Annotated in this window: 13 protein-coding genes; 3 read left to right on the plus strand and 10 right to left on the minus strand. The window is 60.2% G+C overall.

Annotated features, from left to right (window positions below):
• Positions 1-32 precede the first annotated feature (32 nt).
• The 10 genes from KZX66_RS07265 to KZX66_RS07310 all read right to left on the minus strand — a co-directional run bounded on the left by KZX66_RS07265 (position 33) and on the right by KZX66_RS07310 (position 13,231).
• Positions 33-1,454, minus strand: coding sequence for a flagellin (locus KZX66_RS07265; RefSeq protein WP_248077937.1), 1,422 nt, complete (start codon positions 1,452-1,454; stop codon positions 33-35).
• A gap of 273 nt (positions 1,455-1,727) precedes the next feature.
• Positions 1,728-2,657, minus strand: a complete 930-nt coding sequence (locus KZX66_RS07270) for a ketoacyl-ACP synthase III (protein ID WP_248077939.1) — start codon at positions 2,655-2,657, stop codon at positions 1,728-1,730.
• Between the two features lie 276 nt (positions 2,658-2,933).
• Positions 2,934-4,550: a flagellar hook-associated protein 3 gene (locus tag KZX66_RS07275; RefSeq protein WP_248077941.1), complete on the minus strand. Its 1,617-nt coding sequence runs from the start codon at positions 4,548-4,550 to the stop codon at positions 2,934-2,936.
• Positions 4,551-4,564: 14 nt separating this feature from the next.
• Complete coding sequence (flgK, locus tag KZX66_RS07280) at positions 4,565-6,613, minus strand: flagellar hook-associated protein FlgK (protein ID WP_248077943.1); 2,049 nt, start codon at positions 6,611-6,613, stop codon at positions 4,565-4,567.
• A 10-nt stretch (positions 6,614-6,623) separates the two neighbouring features.
• Complete coding sequence (gene flgJ, locus KZX66_RS07285) at positions 6,624-7,892, minus strand: flagellar assembly peptidoglycan hydrolase FlgJ (protein WP_248077945.1); 1,269 nt, start codon at positions 7,890-7,892, stop codon at positions 6,624-6,626.
• Positions 7,893-7,896: 4 nt separating this feature from the next.
• Positions 7,897-8,985: a flagellar basal body P-ring protein FlgI gene (locus KZX66_RS07290; protein WP_248078194.1), complete on the minus strand. Its 1,089-nt coding sequence runs from the start codon at positions 8,983-8,985 to the stop codon at positions 7,897-7,899.
• 27 nt (positions 8,986-9,012) lie between these two features.
• A complete protein-coding gene (flgH, locus tag KZX66_RS07295; protein WP_065924947.1) occupies positions 9,013-9,708 on the minus strand; it encodes a flagellar basal body L-ring protein FlgH in 696 nt (231 codons plus the stop codon).
• 53 nt (positions 9,709-9,761) lie between these two features.
• Positions 9,762-10,547: a flagellar basal-body rod protein FlgG gene (flgG, locus tag KZX66_RS07300; protein ID WP_248077947.1), complete on the minus strand. Its 786-nt coding sequence runs from the start codon at positions 10,545-10,547 to the stop codon at positions 9,762-9,764.
• 62 nt (positions 10,548-10,609) lie between these two features.
• Positions 10,610-11,350 (minus strand): flagellar basal body rod protein FlgF, encoded by a 741-nt coding sequence (locus KZX66_RS07305; RefSeq protein ID WP_248077949.1) that lies wholly within the window; start codon positions 11,348-11,350, stop codon positions 10,610-10,612.
• Positions 11,351-11,668: 318 nt separating this feature from the next.
• Complete coding sequence (locus KZX66_RS07310) at positions 11,669-13,231, minus strand: sigma-54-dependent transcriptional regulator (protein ID WP_248077950.1); 1,563 nt, start codon at positions 13,229-13,231, stop codon at positions 11,669-11,671.
• A 258-nt stretch (positions 13,232-13,489) separates the two neighbouring features.
• On the opposite strand from KZX66_RS07310, the gene phhA reads away from it, so the two are divergent.
• The 3 genes from phhA (at position 13,490) to KZX66_RS07325 (ending at position 15,950) form a co-directional block, all read left to right on the plus strand.
• A complete protein-coding gene (gene phhA, locus KZX66_RS07315) occupies positions 13,490-14,296 on the plus strand; it encodes a phenylalanine 4-monooxygenase (RefSeq protein WP_248077951.1) in 807 nt (268 codons plus the stop codon).
• Positions 14,297-14,394: 98 nt separating this feature from the next.
• Complete coding sequence (locus KZX66_RS07320) at positions 14,395-14,751, plus strand: 4a-hydroxytetrahydrobiopterin dehydratase (protein ID WP_213547755.1); 357 nt, start codon at positions 14,395-14,397, stop codon at positions 14,749-14,751.
• Positions 14,751-15,950 carry an amino acid aminotransferase gene (locus KZX66_RS07325; RefSeq protein WP_248077952.1) on the plus strand — a complete coding sequence of 400 codons (1,200 nt, stop codon included), beginning with the start codon at positions 14,751-14,753 and terminating at the stop codon, positions 15,948-15,950. Before KZX66_RS07320 ends, KZX66_RS07325 begins: the two co-directional genes overlap by 1 nt.
• Positions 15,951-15,986 lie beyond the last annotated feature (36 nt).

Consider the following 15,986-nt stretch of genomic DNA (forward strand, 5'->3'; position numbering starts at 1 on the left):
CGCGCCCTTCCGTCAGTCACCCAGCGCCGTTATTACTGAAGCAGCTTCAGTACAGCAGATGGCAGTTGGTTGGCTTGCGACAGGATCGCGGTAGCCGCCGATTGCAGTGTTTGTTGCTTGGTCAACTCGGCTGTTTCAGCAGCGAAGTCGGTGTCTTGTACGGTGGAACGTGCAGCGGTAGAGTTTTTCTGAATGTTGGTCAGGTTGTCCACGGTAGTGGTCAGACGGTTCTGAACAGCACCCAAGCCCGAACGAACGCTGTCAATGCCGCCAATAGCCTTGTCGATCACTGCCACTGCGGCCTGTGCGTTGAAGGCACTGGTCACGTCGGTTTGAGCGACGCTGGTTTTGGTCGAAGCAGCCGAAGTACCGGTAGCAGCGAACAGACCGGTTACACCAGCACCGTTCAGCGCGTAGCCTTTAGAGGAATCCAGGTTAACTGCACCGGTAGCGATCAGGCCGTTAGCCAGGGCAACACCTGTACCGTAAACCCCAGAGCCGTTTTTGGTAGCAACAGTGATCGAACCGGCAGCAGTCGAAGCACTGAAGTTCAGGTTCTCACCGGAATCGGATTTAACCGACAGAGTGCCTTTGGACTCGTCATAGTTAACACTGATACCGAGCTTGGCGGAGTTGGACTTCAACTGGTCAGCCAGGCTGGCGGTATCGGTTACACCGGTGAAGGTGGTAGCTTGGCCGCCAACAGTCATGGTGAACGAAGCCGGGGTAGTAGCGGCAGCAGCGCCGACTACGAACTGAGCTTCAGTGCTGGCGGTAGCCGACAGGCCGCCTACAGCGCCGTTCAGTTGGCTGGCGATGGTTTTGGCCGAAGAACCTGCTGCTACGGTAACGCTGGCAGTCTGGCCATTACCAGTGATACCAATTGCACCTGCTGCTACGCCTGTGGTGCTAGGCGCAACGCCGACGCTTTTGATCTGCTGCGAACCGATGTTGTTGGCTGCAACGTTGTCCAGGCTCAGGTTGATGGTTTCGTTGGCGTTGGCGCCAACCTGAATGGCTTTGGTGCCGTACGAACCGTCCAGCAACTTCTGGCCACCGAAGGTGGTGGTCTGGGAAATACGTGTCAGTTCCGAAGTCAGCGCCTGATATTCTTCGTTGTTCGAAGTACGGTCAGCGTCGCTCAGGGAGCCGGTAGCCGAGGACAGAGCCAGGGTACGCATTTTTTGCAGAATGTCGGTCGAAGCCTGCATTGCGCCTTCAGCGGTTTGCGCGATGGAGATACCATCGTTGGCGTTCTTGACTGCTTGGCCCAGGCCGTTAATTTGGCTGGTCAGACGGTTGGAAATCTGCAGGCCCGAGGCGTTATCTTTAGCGCTGTTGATGCTCAGACCAGTGGACAGGCGCTGCATGGAGGTTTGCAGCGAGCTGGCCGCTTTGCCAAGGCCGTTCTGGGTAGTGATCGAAGCAATGTTGGTGTTTACTGTTAAAGCCATGACGAAATCCTCGTTGGATGGATACTGCGGCTTCCGGCCCTGGCAACCGCCGGGTGTGGCCTGAGAACCTACGTAATAGTTATCGTCGTGGTAGCCGGTTGCTTGAGGATTTTTTTGATTTTTTTTACTGGCGCCGTGCCACCCCTTGCAATTCAAGGGCTTAGACCGCCCCCAACACCCGATTTTGCCGGTTTTTTTGACGCCAAATAAAAAACGCCGATGATCTTTTGATCATCGGCGTTTGCGTTTGCGGTAAATGGGGACTACGCAGCGTCACGGACGGTGAAGAATCGCCGAACCCCACGACAGCCCCACACCAAACCCGCTGATGGCTACGCGCTTCCAGGCGGCGTCCATCACGTGCTTTTCCAGCAGCAATGGAATGCTCGACGACACGGTGTTACCGGTCTCGACCATGTCCTTGATGAACTTGTCCACCGGCGCGTCTTCAAAGCGCCGCGCCACGGCGTCGACAATCGCCGCGCTGCCCTGGTGGATGCAGAACGCATCGATCTCATCGGCCTTGAGGTCCGACTCATTGAGCAGCTCGTGCAAATGCGCCGGCACTTTGAGCAAGGCGAAGTTGAACACCTGGCGACCGTTCATAAAGAACACACCATTACTGACCTTCAAGTGCGGCGCGCCGGAACCGTCGGTGCCGAACTTGGCCTTGCCGAGGTGCCAGGCGGCGTCTTCGCCCATCCAAGTGGCGGTGGCGGCATCGCCGAACAGCATGGTGGTGTTGCGGTCTTCCGGGTCGACGATCTTCGAGTACGGATCGGCGGTGACCAGCAGGCCGTTTTTCAGGCCGGCGGCTTCCATGAAACCTTTCATCGCGTAGATGCCGTAGACGTAGCCGGAGCAACCCAGGGAGATATCAAAAGCAGCAACGTGGGTCGGCAGGCCGAGCTTGTCCTGGACGATGGCCGCGGTGTGGGGCAAACCCTCTTCATCACCGTTCTGTGTGACCACGATCAGCGCGTCAATCGACTCGCGCTTCAAATTCGGGTTGTTGGCAAACAAAGCGTTGACCGCCTCGACGCACAGATCGGAGGTTTCCTGCGCCGCTTCCTTGCGCGGCAGAAACGCCGAACCGATCTTGCCAATGATGAATTCTTCATCCTTGGCGAATTTGGCACCCTGGGCGTAGTTATCGATCCCGTCTGCCGGCACGTAACTGGCGATGCTTTTTATGCCAATCATTGTGGCTTCCCAATACTAAATAGCTGGAGAACACCCCTCGGGCTAAGCCTGGAGTGCTGACAATAAAGGGGATAACCCCATAACAATCTCACTGAAAGCCGCCGCGCAAGGACCCTGCGACGACTTAGCCTTTTCACACGATACAGTGAAGATGCGCTTTATGACTCACAGGTCACTCAATTTTGTGCGCTTTGTGCAAAACGTTTCAACCGTTTGACCCCAGAAACGACAACGGCCCACCCCGTTTCCAGGGTGGGCCGTGTGGGGGCCAGCCGCTTACATCTTGTTGAACAGGCTCAACTGCGAGACTTTCACAAAAGCCAATTGCGAGGCTTCCAACATACTCTGCTGCAACGTCAAATTGATCGCTGCCTGCGCCGTATCCATATTACCCAGGTCGCTCATGGTGGTCGTGTTGGCCAGACCGATGCTGGTATTTTCCGCGGACTGTATATCCAGCGCATTCTGCCGGGCTCCCAGGGAGCCACGCACATTGTCGACCTGGGTACGGGAGTTGGACAAGTTGGCGATGGAAGCGTCCAGCACATCCTTGAGCTTGACCATGGCTCCAGGATTGCCGTCAGCAGGCTTTTCCAACTGCTGACGTAACTGACTAAGCGTATCCAGCGCATTCTGGGTTTTTTGGGTGGTAGCGCCTACCGAAAACTGGTCGCCGGATTGCGGGGTGTCACCACTCACATCGAAAGTGATGCCTGCCGCGGTCACCGTGGTACCGCCCGTTGGACTCAGCCCCGTAACCCCCGAAGCGATTGCCTTGCTGTTGGCGGTATAAGGCTGTGCGTAGACCTCGTAGGCCGTGGCGCTGGTGAACTTGATCACCGCCCCGCTGTTGGCTGGAAAAGTGCTGGCGTATGTTGTCTGGTTGGTGACGGCGCCACCAGTCAGTTGAGCCTTGGAAGCATTGCTCGGGGTGCGCGAGACACTGAAAGTGTCAGGCTTGGTTTCCAGAGTAAAGGCGCGATCCTTGACTACCGCGTCAGAGTCCGGGCCCGACGCTATGTTGCCGAGGTTGAGGCTGATATCGAACTTCACCCCACGCAGGTTCACGCTGGAACTGCCGTCCTTGGTGGAATCAAACGTGCCGTTACCTTGAATCTCCGAGGTGATGTCGTTGTTGTTTTTATCCAGTACTACGTATTGGGTACTGCTGGTGAACGTCAGCTTGTACGGCTGGCCTTCGGCGAACTTCTGGGCGTAGTCGGTGCTAGACGTCACCAGACCGGCAGACAAGGCCACTTTGTCGTCGTTGGCCACCGGCGCGGCAGGCGGTACCACCGTCGGCTGGATCCATTTCGCCTGGGTGCGACCGGAGTTGACAGCGCCTTCGAGGATGGTTTTGCCCGTGTCGCCTGCACTGATATTCAGCGTGTCGGAAACCTGCAGGCTCAGCGGCGTTTCATCGCCCTGGTAACTGTAGGTGCCATCATTGTTACGCGCGTATGGCGGAGTCTGGGTTTTCGCCCCGGAGAATAGATAGTTACCCGACGAGTCCTTGCTGTTAAGCAAACCCAACACCGAATCTTCAATGGCGCCAATTTCTCCGGCAATCGACCGGCGATCCGCGTCACTGAGCGAGCCTCCCGCACGCAGCGCCAGCTCACTGGCACGCTGAAGCGCATCATTAACCGCCGTTAGCACGCCTTCTTCATTGGTCAGGGAGTTTTTCAGGCTGGTAATGTTGCCATTGAACTGGCCCAACATGTCTTTCTGTTGCTGAAGCAGCAACAACCGTGCAGCCGCCACCGGATCATCGGCGGCGGTTTGCACACGTACGCCGGAGGACGCCTGGTCCTGGGACTTGACTACGCTGGAATAATTTTCCTGATACTTGGCGGTGCTGGTGTCGTAATACTGCTGTGTAGAAATGCGCATCGTCCCAGACTCCCTTAAAGACTATTGATCAGCGTGCTGAAGGTTTCTTGCGCAGCTTTGATGATCTGCGACGACGCTGTGTAGTACTGCTGGAACTTGATCATGTCGCCCGCCTCTTCATCCAGGTTGACCTGGGACACCGAGTTGCGCGCGTTCTTGTTGGCGGTCAGCAGTGCACCGGTGGCGCTGCTGTCGGTGCCGGCCGACGCGGCCTTGGCGCCGACGGTGGAAACCAGCTTGCTGTTGGCGCCGACCAGGCTGGCGCCGCCGCTGCCGTCAGTCGCCAGGCCCACGGTCGCCTTGGTCTGCAGGTTAAGCAGAGCCTGGGCGTTGCGGTTGTCGGACTTGCCGGAAGCATTGAACGAGAACGTGGTGCTGTCGCCGTTCGCCGGCGAGCCGCCCATCGTCGTGTCGAAGCTGAAGCTTTTCGCCGGTGTCACCAGGACTCCGCTGGCATCGCGCATCGGTACGCTGATGCTGATTTTATTGGCCTGCCCCGGAATGATGGTGCCGGAGCCGATCGGATCGCCCTGGGCGTTACTCAGTGTGTAGGACTGGGTGCCATCCGCCGCCGGCGAGCCGAACACCATCTTCACCGGCATCGAATGCTCAATAGCGGTACGCAGTTGCGCGGTGTCGGCGCCGCCCTGGATATCCAGGGGCACCGTCAGCGTCGGCGATGTGAACGTGCCCGTGCCTATGTTGGTCTTGCCGGCCTCGCCTTGCAGCGGAGCGGCAAAAGCAATCTTGCTTGGATCGGTCAGGACCGTGCCGATTTCCTTGGCGCCATTGGCGGTGGGGCTGACTTTGAAGCTGTCGCCGGCCTGCACCGCGCCGGTCTTGACCGCCAGCGTGAAGCCATCGATGACCGGCGGCGGCGTGGCACTCAGATCGTACGTGCCCATGGCTTTGCCATCGGAACGCAGCACGGTGATCTTATTGAGGTCGGTACCGTCGTTGAAGCTGACCTTGTAATCGAAGTTGGTCAGCTTGCTGCTGTCTTTAATAGTGACGCCCAACGCACCGTCGCCCAGATTCCCCTGGGCCGCCTGGCTGCGCAGGGCAACGGACGCTGCATTGTTGATGTCAGTGAACATCGAGGCGCCGAATTCACCATTCAGGTCCACGCCCTGGCCTAACTGACTGTTGATGGCATCGGCGGTGACCAACGCAATACGCCCCAGGTCATTGATCGCCGGCATCAACGCATCGCTGCGGTAACGCAACAGGCCGCCGATGCTGCCGCCACTGATCACACCGCCCAGGTCCAGCGTCGTACCGCCGGCCGCGTTGAGCTGGATCGTGTATTGGCTGGTATCCGACTGGCTTGGCACCGCGGAAATGGTGTTGGAGCGATCACCCAGCACCAGGGACTGACCGCTGCCCGTGCTGACACTGAATACACCGTTCTTTTCAGTGGCGGTCACGCCGATCAGCTCATTGAGCGAACGCACGGCTTCGGCACGCGCGTCCAGCAGGTTGGCCGGCGTGGTGTTTGACGAGCCTTGCACCTGGGCAATCTGCTTGTTGAGCGAAGCGATCGACGTCGTCAACTGGTTGACCTGATCGCTCATCGTGCTCAACTGGCCGTTGATGGACTCTTTCTGCTGGCTCAATTGGGTGGAGATCGAGTTGAACCGGTTGCTCAAGGTCTGGGCACTAGTGAGCAAGACCTGACGGGCAGATGTGTCGCTTGGGTTGGCCGAAGCCGTCTGCACCGCCGCAAAGAACGAACTGAGCACCGCCGACATGCCGGTGGTCTTGTCCGAAAGCGTCTTGTCGACCGCGCTCACCTGGTCCAGGTACGCCTTGGCATCGCTGTTGAGCGAGGTGCTGTTCTGGTACGCGGTGTCCAGGTATTCGTTGTACACCCGGCGCACGTCGGCCAAGGTGGTGCCGCTGCCGATGAACACGCCACCGTATTGGTTCGCCGTGTTCGCGCTTTGGGTGGTCTGCTGACGCGAATAGCCGGCGGTATTGGCGTTGGCGATGTTGTTACTCAAGACCGACAACGATCCTTGAGCGGCGTTAAGCCCCGACATCCCGATATTGAGCAAACTCATGGTTCAGACCTTATAAATGAGTGGTCGCGCCCGCGGCAGCGTAGTTCTGGTAACTGTTCATCGTTTTTGCGATCTGCGAGATCTTGCTGGCGTAGGCCGGGTCGGTGGCGTAACCGGCTTTTTGCAACTCGCGCACAAACTGTTCCGGGTTGTCGGCAGACTTCACAACTTCTTTATAGCGATCATTGCTTTGCAGCAATGTGACCAGGTCGTGGAAGCTGTCCTGATAGGAATCGTAGGAACGGAACTGCGCCGTCTCCTTGACCATCGCCCCATCCCGAAACTCGCTGGTGATCGCACGGGCCTGACCGCCCTGCCAACTCTGGCCGGCCTTGATGCCGAACAGGTTGTGGCTGCTGCTGCCATCCTCGGCGCGCATCACCGACTTGCCCCAACCGGTTTCCAGCGCGGCCTGGGCCACCAGGTACTTAGGATCGACCCCAATGCGCGCGGCGGCCGCCTCGGCCATCGGCAACATGGTGGCGACGAATTCATCCTGGGAGCTGAACGCTTTCTTCGCCGGCGCCAACGGCGGCTGGGCCACTGCGCGGCTGTAGATCTGCATGCGATCGCTGGGTACGGCAAAGCTGCGCGCGCTGCCTTTAATCACGTTGTCATCGGCCACACTATTGCGCAGCGGCGCGGCCTTGGCGTCGCTCGGCACCTGGGTGCTCGGCACGATACCGGCGAGCAGGCGGTCGGTCAGTTTGCTCGGCAAAGCGATGCGACGCTGGTTCATCAGCGCCATGTCGTTGCCATGGACGGCAGCGGCGTCGGCTTGAGGCTCGGCCACGCGGTAGGCCCACAACGGACGCTGGCCATTGGAGCGCCCCAACGGGCCCTCGGCCTGGGTACCGGCGGCGATCTGGGTCGGCACATCGACCTTCTTCACCGGTTCGGCCGCGGCCGGGCCCTGCAAGGTGGCCGCTTGAGCGTCCACCGGTTTGTTTTTCTGCATCTGCCGCATCAGCACGTCGGCCAGGCCAATGCCGCCGCCTTCGCGGGACATCGACACCGCCAACTGCTGGTCGTACATCTCTTGGTACTGCTTGGCCGCCGGCGTGTTCATCGGGTTGTCTTTACCCAGGGCTTCAGTGGCCGAGCGCATCGACTTGAGCATTTCACTCAAAAACAGCGACTCGAATTCCTGCGCCACTTTGCGCATGTTGCCTTCGCTGTTCTTGTCGCCGACCTTCAGCTGGTTCAAGCGATTCAAGTCGGAATACGAGCCCGAATCCGCCGTGCTGGTCAGGCCGCTCTTACGCATGTCCATAGCCATGGCCTTAAATCACGATCAGGTCGGCTTGCAACGCGCCGGCCTGCTTCAACGCTTCGAGGATCGCCATCAAGTCGCCTGGCGCCGCGCCTACCTGATTCACCGCCCGCACGATCTCATCCAGGGTGGTGCCGGGGCCGAATTTGAACATCGGCTTGGCTTCCTGCTGGGCGTTGACACGCGAGCGCGGTACGACCGCCGTCTGGCCGTTGGACAGCGGCCCCGGCTGGCTGACGATAGGGTCTTCGGTGATGGTCACGGTCAGGCTGCCGTGGGTCACCGCGGCCGGCGACACCTTGACGTTCTGGCCGATCACGATGGTACCGGTGCGCGAGTTGATGATGACTTTGGCCACCGCCTGCCCGGGATCGACTTCGAGGTTTTCCAGGATCGACAGGTAATCCACACGCTGGCTTGGGTCGAGTGGCGCGGTCACGCGAATCGAGCCGCCATCGATGGCCTGGGCGACGCCAGGGCCGAGCATGTCGTTGATTTTGTCGACCACACGCTTGGCGGTGGTGAAGTCGGAGCGGTTAAGGTTCAGGGTCAGGCTGTTGCCCTGGTTGAAGCCGCTGGGCACGGTGCGCTCCACCGTGGCACCGCCGGGAATCCGGCCGGCCGACGGTACGTTAACGGTGATTTTCGAACCGTCACGGCCCTCGGCATCAAACCCGCCCACCACCAGGTTGCCCTGGGCGATGGCGTAGACGTTGCCGTCGATACCTTTGAGCGGCGTCATCAGCAAGGTGCCGCCACGCAGGCTTTTGGAGTTACCGATGGACGACACGGTGATGTCCACCACCTGGCCCGGCTTGGAAAACGCCGGCAAGTCGGCGCTGATGGACACAGCCGCCACGTTCTTGAGCTGCACGTTGCCCGACCCCGCCGGCACCTTGATGCCGAACTGGGAGAGCATGTTGTTGAAGGTTTGCAGGGTGAACGGGGTCTGGGTGGTCTGGTCACCCGTGCCGTTGAGCCCCACCACCAGGCCGTAGCCGATCAACTGGTTGGAACGCACGCCGGAGATGCTGGCGATGTCTTTCAGGCGTTCGGCCTGGGCGACTGCGCTCAGGCTCAGCAACACTGCGGCCGCCATCAGCTGTTTGAATTTCAAAGTGGCCACCTAGAAAGGGAACAGCGGGCTGAGGAAGAAACGGTCGAGCCAACCGGGCTGACTCGCATCAGCAAAAGCACCGGTACCGGAATAGGTAATGCGTGCATCGGCAATCCGCGTGGAAGGCACGGTGTTGTCCGTGGAAATATCATCGGCGCGGACCATACCGGCAATGCGCACCAATTCGTCACCGGTGTTGAGGGTCATCCACTTCTCACCGCGCACGGCAATGATGCCATTGGGCAATACGTCAGCGACCGTCACGGTGATCGAGCCGGTCAGGCTGTTGCCCTGCCCCGCCGCACTCTTGCCGTCGGTAGCGCGGCTGCCGCTGTAGCCGGCGTTCAAGGTCAGGTCACCGTCGCTCAACGGGTTATTGACGTTGGGCACGGCGCCAAACAGCGAACTCAAACCAAGGCTGGCGGTGCTGTTCTTGCCCACCTGGGAGTTGGCATTCTTGCTGGCCTGGGTGCGTTCGTTCAGGGTGATGGTGATGATGTCACCGACCCGGAATGCCTTGCGGTCGCTGTACAGGTTCTGTTCGAAACCGGCCTGGTAGATCGAGCCATTGTTGGCTGCCGCCGGCAACGGCGTGCGCGGCAACACCGGGGCGTAGTACGGGTCATTGGGTTTTGGCGTCGGGGCGACACAGCCCGCGAGCACGGCAATCCCACTCAATGCCAGAACGGAAACATAGCGATTCATGACCCTAACCTCACGGTGTTGCAGACGCCGTCAGCGGCGCCCCATAGACTTGATTACAGATTCTGCGTTACGAACGAAAGCATCTGGTCGGCGGTGGAGATCACCTTGGAGTTCATCTCGTAGGCGCGCTGAGTGGTGATCATGTTGACCATCTCTTCAACGGTGCTCACGTTGGACGTTTCCAGGGTGCTTTGCAGTGTGGTGCCGAAGCCGTTCAGGCCAGGGGTGCCGATTTGCGGCGCGCCGCTGGAGGCGGTTTCCAGGAACAGGTTGTTACCCACCGCCTGCAGGCCGGCCGGGTTGATGAAGTCGGCGGTTTGCAGGTTGCCGATCACTTGCGAAGCCGGGTTGCCGGCCACGGTGATAGACACGGTGCCATCGTTGCCGACAGTGAAGGTCTGAGCGTTGTTGGGCACGACGATCGCCGGCTCCAGGGCAAAGCCATTGGCGGTCACGATCTGGCCGTTGGCGTCCAAGTGAAACGTGCCGTCACGGGTGTAGGACGTGGTGCCGTCCGGTTGCAGGATCTGGAAGAACCCTTTGCCGTTGATGGCCATGTCCAGGGGCTGACCGGTTTGCTGCAGGTTACCGGCGTTGAAGTTCTTCTGGGTGCCGACGATCTGCACACCGGTACCCAATTGCAGGCCCGACGGCAGCTCGCTGTCCTGGGTCGATTGGGCGCCCGGCTGGCGTTTGATCTGATAGAGCAGGTCCTGGAACTCGGCACGGTCACGTTTGAAGCCCGTGGTCGAAACGTTGGCCAGGTTGTTGGAAATGGTGGTCAGGTTAGTGTCCTGGGCAGACAGACCTGTTTTGGCAACCCATAGAGCCGGAAGCATGCTGTTCTCCTTCTTGCGCCTGTTTGTTGGCGCCGTACTTCAAAAATTGATTAGTGGGCTTGTCAGCTCATCTGCATGACGCGAGTCATGGCCTGATCATCTTCTTTAGCGCTGTTCATCATCTTGATGTGCAGCTCGAACTGCTTGGAAAGCGCCAGCACTGCCGTCATCTCTTCAACCGCATTGACGTTGCTCGCCTGCAGGAAGCCCGAAGTCAGCTTGACGTTCGCCTCGGCTACCGCCGGCTGGCCATCCTTGGTACGGATGGTGCCGTCCAAGCCTTTATTCATGTTTCTGAGATCGGGCTGCACCAGCTTGATCCGGTCCACTTCGGCCATCACCCGCGGGCCTTCGCCCATGGCGCGGATGCTGATGGTGCCGTCGGCGCCGATTTCGATCTTCTGCTGAGGCGGCACCGCAATCGGGCCACCGTTGCCCATGATCGGCATGCCGTTGCCGGCGCGCAGCACGCCCAATGCATCGACGTTCATGCTGGCGCTGCGCACGTAGGCCTCGCCGCCGTCCGGGGTCTGCACGGCCATCCAGCCGTCACCGTTAACCGCCACGTCCAGGTCACGACCGGTCTCGATCATCGCGCCAGGCGTGAAGTCGGTGGCTGGGCGTTCGGTCATGGCAAAGGCACGCGCCGGAAAGCTGTCACCGAACACCGGCATCGAACGCGCCTGTTCCAGGTCACGTTGAAAACCGTTGGTGGAAATGTTCGCCAAGTTGTTGGCATGGGCCTTCTGCGCCAGTGCATTCTGGCTGGCGCCGGTCATTGCCACATAAAGGTACTTGTCCACACTCTTTCCTCTTTCTGACGCAGGCTTGCCGCCCACCGCTGTACTGATGAGGCTTAAGCAATTTGCGAACCAACTTTCAAAAAGAGGACCAAGTGCAGACAGGACGGGGGTTTGGCGGCGGGGCTCGAGTTTGCAAGTGTTGCATAGAGTCGAAAAAACGGCGGACTACTGCCGCCTGCGGCAAGCCCCGGTCTCACCGGCGACAAAGATCCACTGCGGGAGCGGCTTCGCGCAGATGAGAGGCTGGCGTTGGTGAGCCGTTTTGTTGTGCTGAGCAGGCTTGCCCTGCGCCGGGCTGCGCAGCTGCCCTCTTGATGCCTATTTATCACCCTTGAGAATTTCATAATCGCGCAATTTATTGGCGATCGTCGTGTGCGACACCCCCAGCCGCTTGCCCAACTGGCGACTGCTCGGATGCTCGGCGTACAAACTCTCCAGTACCGCCTTCTCGAAGCGCCCCACAATCGTCTCCAGCCCCCCCTCCAGGGAAAAATCGCCAAGGGGCTGACGCACGCCGTAATCCGGCAAGCGAATATGCTCGGCCTTGACGGTCCCGCCTTCACACAAAGAGACGGCCTGGAACAGCACGTTCTCCAACTGCCGTACGTTGCCCGGCCAGTGATAGTGACTGAGCCGCTCCATCGCCGCCGGTGCCAGCCTGGGCAGCGGGCAGCCGATCTGCCGACTGGCCTGATCGAGAAAATGCTCGACCAGCGGCGCCAGCCCATCCAGGCATTCGCGCAGCGGCGGAATATGCAGGGACAGCACGTTGAGCCGGTGATAAAGGTCCTGGCGGAACTCGCCACGGGCGCAGAGTTCGGACAAATCCACCTGGGTGGCGCAGATCACGCGCACATCCAGATAGACCTCTTCATCACTGCCCACCCGGCGGAAACAACCGTCCTGCAGAAAGCGCAGCAATTTCGCCTGCAGGCGCGCACTCATTTCCCCCACGCCGTCGAGAAACAACGTACCGCCCGACGTCAGCTCCAATAGCCCCAACTTGCCTTCGGCCCGCGCACCTTCGAATGCGCCGGGGCCATAGCCGAACAATTCGGTCTCGGCCATCGATTCCGGCAAACCGGCGCAGTTGAGCGCCATCAGCGGCGATTGCCCACGCGGGCTGGCCAAGTGGCAGGCGCGCGCCAACAGCTCTTTGCCGGTGCCGGTTTCACCCTCTATTAATAGAGGCGCATCCAGCGGCGCCATGCGCCGGGCTTCACGCACCACCGCCGCCATGACTTTGGAGCTTTGGAAGATGCTGTCAAAGCCGCGCAACTCCTGCTTACGCACGTTGTAAATGCGCTCACCCACGCGGTCGGCGCGGTGCAGGGTCAGCACGGCGCCGGCCATGGCCTCGCTGTCATCGTGTTCGGACGATTGCAGGGGCGCGATATCCGCCAGGAACACGTCGCCCTTGACCTTGACCCGTAAGCCGTTGATCCGCGACTTGCTGGCGCGCACCAACTCCGGCAAGTCAAAATCCTCGGCGTAACGCGACAGCGGAATGCCCGGCACCTCGTCGACCCGCACGCCGAGCAACTGCGCGGCCGCACGGTTGGCGGCGACGATCGACCCGCCCATGTCGATCGACAGCACCGGAAACTCCAGCGCGCCGAGCAAAGCGTTGAGCTCCATATGCCGACGCTCGCTGGGCATAAGCCCTACCCGCTTCACACCGAACACACCGGCGATGGCCTCGAACTGCGGGCGCAGCGCCTGGAACTGCATGTTCACCAGGTTCGGGCAGAACAGGTAAATGGCATTGCCATGCTCCCCGCCGACCTCACCCTTGGCGACGTTGACGCCGTACTCCACCAGCAGGTTAAGAATGTCCCGCAGGATGCCGATGCGGTTCTGGCAGTGCACTTTGATACGCATGAAAAGGCCCGAAAAGGTGGGTAGGCGCCGCGTCTTTTTGTCGCTGAGCGCAGATAGTCGTCAAGATTATGTGACAGGTTGTGTGCTTTTCCCAGCCCGATACAGCGACCAAGCGCGTATACGTAACGAATACTTTACGAATAGCCGCGCATTTTCCTACGCCAGCACGTTCCAGACCGATGGAATCCCACCATCAACGGGGTATCAATACAGGCACAGCAGGACATAACAAAAACGAATGCCTAGCAGGAGAGCCGTATGAAGCAGACGCAGTACGTGGCCCGCGAGCCCGATGCGCAAGGTTTTATCCACTATTCGCCTGAAGAACACGCGGTGTGGAACACCCTGATCACGCGCCAACTGAAAGTGATCGAAGGCCGCGCCTGCCAGGAATACCTGGACGGCATCGACAAACTAGGGCTGCCCCTGGACCGTATTCCGCAATTGGGCGAGATCAACAAGGTGTTGGCCGAGACAACCGGCTGGCAAGTGGCCCGTGTACCCGCGCTGATTCCCTTCCAGACCTTCTTCGAATTGCTCGCCAGCAAGCAGTTTCCGGTGGCGACGTTTATTCGCACCCGCGAAGAACTGGACTACCTGCAGGAGCCGGATATTTTCCACGAGATCTTTGGCCACTGCCCGCTGCTGACCAACCCCTGGTTCGCCGAATTCACCCACACCTACGGCAAGCTCGGCCTGGCCGCGACCAAGGAACAGCGCGTGTACCTGGCGCGCCTGTATTGGATGACGATCGAGTTCGGCCTGGTGGACACGCCCGCTGGCCGACGCATCTACGGTGGCGGGATTCTGTCGTCGCCCAAAGAGACGGTGTACAGCCTGTCGTCCGAACCCCGGCACCAGGCGTTCGACCCACTGGAAGCGATGCGCACGCCTTATCGGATCGACATCCTGCAACCGCTCTATTTTGTGCTTCCCGAGCTCAAGCGCCTGTTCGACGTGGCCCAGGAAGACATCATGGGCATGGTCGAACGCGGCATGCAGCTGGGTCTGCATACGCCGCTCTTCCCCCCAAAGGCAGTCCCGCCCAAACCAGAGGCTGCGTGAACCTGAGGTTTTGCGGCCAGGTGAGTCTTTTCCCTGGCCCTGCGTTGCTTTAGGGTAACCCCCACTGATCTTCACTCATTCGAATTCAGGACACCCCCATGACCACCTTGAACCAAGCCCACTGCGAAGCCTGCCGCGCCGACGCCCCGCAAGTCAGCGATGAAGAACTGCCGGTGCTGATCAAGCAGATCCCCGACTGGAACATCGAAGTGCGCGACGGCGTGATGCAGCTGGAAAAGGTTTTCCTGTTCAAGAACTTCAAGTTCGCCCTGGCCTTTACCAACGCCGTGGGTGAGATCTCCGAAGCCGAAGGCCATCACCCAGGCCTGCTCACCGAATGGGGCAAAGTCACCGTGACCTGGTGGAGCCACTCGATCAAAGGCCTGCACCGCAACGACTTCATCATGGCCGCGCGCACCGACGAAGTGGCCAAGAGCGCCGAGGGCCGCAAGTAATGCATTTCGATGCCATTGGCCGCGTGCCCGGCGATCCGATCCTCGGGCTGATGGACCTGTACGCCAACGATACCCACCCGAACAAGTTCGACCTGGGGGTGGGTGTGTATAAGGACGATCAGGGCCTGACACCGATTCCGCAGGCGGTAAAACTGGCGGAGCAGCGCCTGGTCGACACCCAGACCACCAAGACCTACATCGGTGGGCATGGCAATGCGGCCTTCGGCGCGCGGATCAGCGAACTGGTACTCGGTGCCGATTCGGCCCTGCTTCACGCACGGCGTGCCGGCGCCACGCAAACCCCTGGCGGTACCGGCGCCCTACGCCTGAGCGCCGACTTTATCGCCCACAGCCTGCCGGGCCGTGGCGTGTGGCTGAGCAACCCGACCTGGCCGATCCACGAAAGCATCTTTGCCAAAGCCGGGCTCAAGGTCTGCCACTACCCCTACGTAGGCGCCGACAACCGCCTGGATGTGGCGGCGATGCTGGCCACCCTGGCCAGCGTGCCAGAGGGCGACGTGGTGCTGCTGCATGCCTGCTGCCACAACCCCACCGGTTTCGACCTGTCCCAGGATGACTGGCATCAAGTGCTGCAGATCGTGCGCGAGCGCCATCTGCTGCCATTGATCGACTTTGCCTACCAAGGCTTTGGCGATGGCCTGGAGCAGGATGCCTGGGCGGTGCGCCTGTTTGCCGCCGAACTGCCGGAAGTGTTGATCACCAGTTCCTGCTCGAAGAACTTCGGCCTGTACAGCGACCGGGTCGGCGCCTTGATCGTGTGTGCCGCCGACGCGGAAAAACTCACCGATGTGCGCAGCCAATTGGCGAATATCGCGCGCAATCTGTGGTCGACGCCACCGGATCACGGCGCCGCTGTGGTGGCAACCATCCTCGGTGACACGCAGCTCAAAGCGCTGTGGAGTGGCGAAGTCGAAGCCATGCGTTCGCGCATCGCCCAATTGCGTGCAGGGTTGGTCGAAGCGTTGGCGCCCCATGGGTTGGCCGAGCGGTTTGCCCATATCGGCGCGCAGCGTGGGATGTTTTCCTACACGGGTTTGAGTGCCGAGCAGGTCAAGCAGCTGCGCGAGAAGCACAGCGTGTACATGGTCAGTTCCGGGCGGGCCAACGTGGCCGGCGCTGATGCGACGCGGTTGGCGCTGCTGGCAGAAGCAATCGCGGACGTCTCGCGCGCCAACTGACAGGACACGCACTCAAATGTGGGAGCTGGCGCGCTT

This window comes from Pseudomonas sp. EYE_354, assembly GCF_023148575.1.
Lineage (GTDB): Bacteria > Pseudomonadota > Gammaproteobacteria > Pseudomonadales > Pseudomonadaceae > Aquipseudomonas.